General features: G+C 59.9%; 4 protein-coding genes and 1 rRNA gene. All 5 read left to right on the forward strand.

All coding sequences use genetic code 11. The features are described from left to right. The first annotated feature begins 152 nt into the window (after window positions 1-152). Window positions 153-266: ribosomal RNA gene (gene rrf, locus BMW76_RS39595) — 5S ribosomal RNA — on the forward strand. A gap of 374 nt (window positions 267-640) precedes the next feature. Then, the gene (locus BMW76_RS39600) at window positions 641-1,009 is read left to right on the forward strand and encodes a DUF2784 domain-containing protein (RefSeq protein WP_090874118.1); all 369 of its coding nucleotides are present in this window, start codon (window positions 641-643) and stop codon (window positions 1,007-1,009) included. Window positions 1,010-1,268: 259 nt separating this feature from the next. Continuing rightward, the gene (locus BMW76_RS39605) at window positions 1,269-2,024 is read left to right on the forward strand and encodes a substrate-binding domain-containing protein (RefSeq protein WP_090874119.1); all 756 of its coding nucleotides are present in this window, start codon (window positions 1,269-1,271) and stop codon (window positions 2,022-2,024) included. Between the two features lie 308 nt (window positions 2,025-2,332). After that, complete coding sequence (locus BMW76_RS39610) at window positions 2,333-2,563, forward strand: hypothetical protein (RefSeq protein WP_090874120.1); 231 nt, start codon at window positions 2,333-2,335, stop codon at window positions 2,561-2,563. 95 nt (window positions 2,564-2,658) lie between these two features. After that, complete coding sequence (locus tag BMW76_RS39615) at window positions 2,659-2,889, forward strand: hypothetical protein (RefSeq protein ID WP_090874121.1); 231 nt, start codon at window positions 2,659-2,661, stop codon at window positions 2,887-2,889. The last annotated feature ends 860 nt before the right edge of the window (window positions 2,890-3,749 follow it).

The raw sequence follows: 3,749 nt of genomic DNA on the forward strand, positions 1-3,749 counted from the left end.
CTTCAGCATTTACCAGGACCCCGCCCCCGAAGGGGGTAGCACACAGGAACTGAGATCGGTGTTGTGCCAGACAACACAACCCCTCTTTACATCACACTTCTTCCCGATTGGCTGCGGCGCGAGTGCAAAGCGCGACGCAGCAACCCGTCATGCCTGATGACCATAGCGAGTCGGTCCCACCCCTTCCCATCCCGAACAGGACCGTGAAACGACTCCACGCCGATGATAGTGCGGATTGCCCGTGTGAAAGTAGGTAATCGTCAGGCTCCTCACCCCAGTCCCGGCCCCGCCCCTCAAAAGGCGGGGCCGTGGCCGTTTACAGCGGCGCGTTTTTACCCTGCCGCTGGCCGGCGCTGCTGGTGCAACGCACCTACGCAAAACGTGTCACCGCTGTGGCAGTTTACGTTTGCCGTCCGCCGCAGGTCTCGTGCGTTCAATGACGAGCGCTTTTACACTCATAGAAATGCAAAGCCACACGCCGACGGTCGTACGCCGTTTCGGCGAGCGTGGCATGCGTCAACACTCACAGACCCTCATAAAAGGCCGTGGAATTCACAGCCTTACTGGCGGGCCTGCGTGAGGCGGAATCTGCCCGGCCGCCCTTAACCTGGCACCGCCCCGTCGACAGCTATCGAACATCGTGATCTGGCTCGCCAATACGGTACTTGTACTACACACGCTGATCGTCATGTTCATTGTCGGCGGGCTGATCGCAATTTGGGTCGGCGCCGCCTTGAAGCGCAATTGGGTGCGCAACCGCGCTTTCCGGATCGTCCACCTTGCGGCCATCGGTATTGTCGCGGTGCTGGCAGTTCTTGGCGTGCCGTGCCCGCTAACCGTCATCGAGGACTGGCTGCGCACGGGGGCGACCGGTCCACAGGGATTCGTACAGCGCTGGGTGAGTGCCCTGCTGTATTACGATTTGCCAGCCTGGGTTTTCGTAGCCGTGTATGTGCTGTTTCTGCTGATCGTCGCGGCGACCTGGCGCCGCATTCCGCCTCGTTCCTGAAAGACCTCTTGCCTAAACCCTCGTCAACGACAATCTCGCGCATCGCAATGAGCCAACGTTCTGCGTACAGCCACGCAGATGACGATTCGCCGTGGCGCAGCGGGAATGGCCTAAACTCGAACCCGGAATTGAACGAACGCGTTGTCCGCGAACCGCGGTGTTCGCCGCGTGCGATGCGACAGCGCCAGAGGACGTCCCATTGACATGGAGCGGGACCGTGACTATCCGCAAGCTAAGGGTTCGCGTACTCGCGCTCTGCATGGCGGGCACGTTGCTGGGCAGCGGCGCGGCATCGGCGGATGACGTGAAAGTCATGATCTCGGGCGGCTTCGCGTCGGCCTATCGCGAGCTGGGCCCGCAGTTCCAGGAGACGACGGGTCGCACGTTGACCACCGTCTGGGGGCCCGTGACGGGCAAGGCCGCGAATGCGATCCCCGTGCGTCTTGCGCGCGGCGAATGGGCCGACGTGCTGATCCTGGTCAGCTATGCGATCGACGATCAGATCGACGCTGGCAAGGTCGTGCCAGGCAGCAAGGTGGACTTCGCTCGCTCGGCAATCGGCATGGTGGTTCGCGAAGGCGAGCCAAAGCCGGATATCAGTTCCATCGACGCATTGCGGCGCACACTGCTCGCCGCGCAATCGATCGTCTATCCAGACAACGCGACGGGTGTCTATATCGGTAGCGAACTGTTCGAGCGTCTCGGCATTGCGGGACGGATCGCGATCAAGAGCCGCATGATACCCGCGCAGCAGGTCGCTGATGCCGTCGCGAACGGGCGAGCCGAGATCGGATTCCAGCAGGTCGTCGAACTGTTGCCCGCAAAGGGCGTGACGTTCGCCGGCAGCTTGCCTGCAGAATTGCAGAGGTACACGGTGTACTCGGGAGGCATCGGCGCCAATGCGAAGAATCCTGCTGGCGCGGCGGCGCTGATTCGCTTTCTGTCGTCACCGGATGCTGCACCCGCCATCATCGGGAGCGGACTTGAACCGCTCCCATTGGCGCCAGCGAATTGAGCGAAAGGGGCAGTCGGGTGAATCGGTACGTGTCGCCAGCGCTGATGCAATCCTGTCGCCGAAGTGTTCGGCGCAAACAGACAGCTTCCCGCGCAACTGTTGGCCGGACGCCAAACTCGGGCTATTGGATGGCAGAGGCGAAAGCGCGCCGATGAGCCGTTCTCAGACGCGAATATTATTTTATTTCAACGACTTTGGCGCTGCTAACGCAGCGCGATACGACGACTGGCACAACCCCTGCATATGTAGCAGCGAGCGCAACGAAACGTGCTCTTCCCACTGAAACACGCCTAATCAGGAGATTCATCATGACTTCGCTGACCATCAAAGATCTTTCGCATAACGAAGAACTTTCCGTCGACGCTCTGTCGGCAGTACGCGGCGGCAGCAACTACAACGCCTTCAATACGAACGCGGCATTCGGCGGCGGCTTTGCCAGCCCGGCTATCGTCGTGGCACCTGTCACGCAGACGGACACGAAGGTCGACATTCCGACGATCCAGAACTTCGGCGGCCTGCAGTTCGTCAAGGGCGCGTAAGTGCCGACCGGGAGAGCCGCGATTCTCCGTTCCTCAAGGCGCAATGAATCGTGCTCTCCCAAATCGAAACACCCGTCAATCCAAGGAGTTCTACCATGACCTCGCTGACGATCAGGGACCTCTCGCATCATGCAGAACTGTCCGCCGGAGCGCGCGGCGCGGTGCGTGGTGGCAGCAACTTCAATTTCGGCAACGTGAACGCTGCTTTCGGTGGCGGCTTTGCCAGCCCGGCCATTGTGGTCGCGCCCGTTATCCAGACGGATACGAAGGTAGTGATTCCCACGCTCCAGAATTTCGGCGGTCTGCAGTGGCTGAAGGGGCTTTGAGTCCCCAGCATGCTGCAACTGTCTTGCCTGGCGCGGCCACTTTGGCTTCGCCAGATCAGATTCGATAACTCGCGACAGAACGACGAAACGGGGTAAGCACCAAAAGAGGAGACGGAGTCACTATCAAGCGTTCGTCCGAGAGACACCGTCAGGTCTTGTCCCTGACGGCTTCAGCCCGCCAGGCCGTTCTCCGTCTGGCGGGCTTCTTTGTTTGCGCCAGAAAAACCTGCGAATACAGTCCGCCATAGGCGCCGCGCGGCACGCAGTCGGCGACGCGCGCCATTGCACATACCTGTCGCTCCATTTCTTTTCAGCTCATATCGCAGCTGATACACGCACCTCCGGCTATAGAACCGCGTCATGCCCGGCGACGCGTGGCATCCTCGTCTATTCTCCGCGCGCGATATTGAAGATCGCGCAGACTCTTCTATTTTTCCATTCTTCGCACTGAGGCCCCGCTCTCGGGCTCCGCCCTTGATCACCTGGTTCTCTACACCGCAATGCAGTCAGTCATTGCTGCGGAATTGGGCACTGTTCGATCGAAACAGACAGCTATCCGACAACCTGTTGGCGAAACACACGCCGTCGTTCGCTGCGAATCGCTGTGGAAAGCACCGTCAACGACGGTTCCTTCAACGAAGCGCCTTTATTTTCAGTGCTTTACAGATAATCGGCGAATCGCGGGCCACGCTTGGCACATCCTGTGCGTATATAGCCGCGAGCGCAAACAAATCGTGCTCTACCTAAACCGAAACATAGACCATCAGGAGATTCATCATGGCATCGCTGACCATCAAAGACCTCTCGCACAACGCAGAACTCTCCGTCAAGGCGCTCTCCGAAGTGCGCGGCGGCAGCAA

This window comes from Paraburkholderia diazotrophica, from assembly GCF_900108945.1.
GTDB lineage: Bacteria > Pseudomonadota > Gammaproteobacteria > Burkholderiales > Burkholderiaceae > Paraburkholderia > Paraburkholderia diazotrophica.

Coding starts and splice junctions, on each gene's coding strand:
- BMW76_RS39605 (WP_090874119.1), top strand. CDS start 1,269: ATGGCGGGCACGTTGCTGGGCAGCGGCGCGGCATCGGCGGATGACGTG.
- BMW76_RS39610 (WP_090874120.1), top strand. CDS start 2,333: ATGACTTCGCTGACCATCAAAGATCTTTCGCATAACGAAGAACTTTCC.
- BMW76_RS39615 (WP_090874121.1), top strand. CDS start 2,659: ATGACCTCGCTGACGATCAGGGACCTCTCGCATCATGCAGAACTGTCC.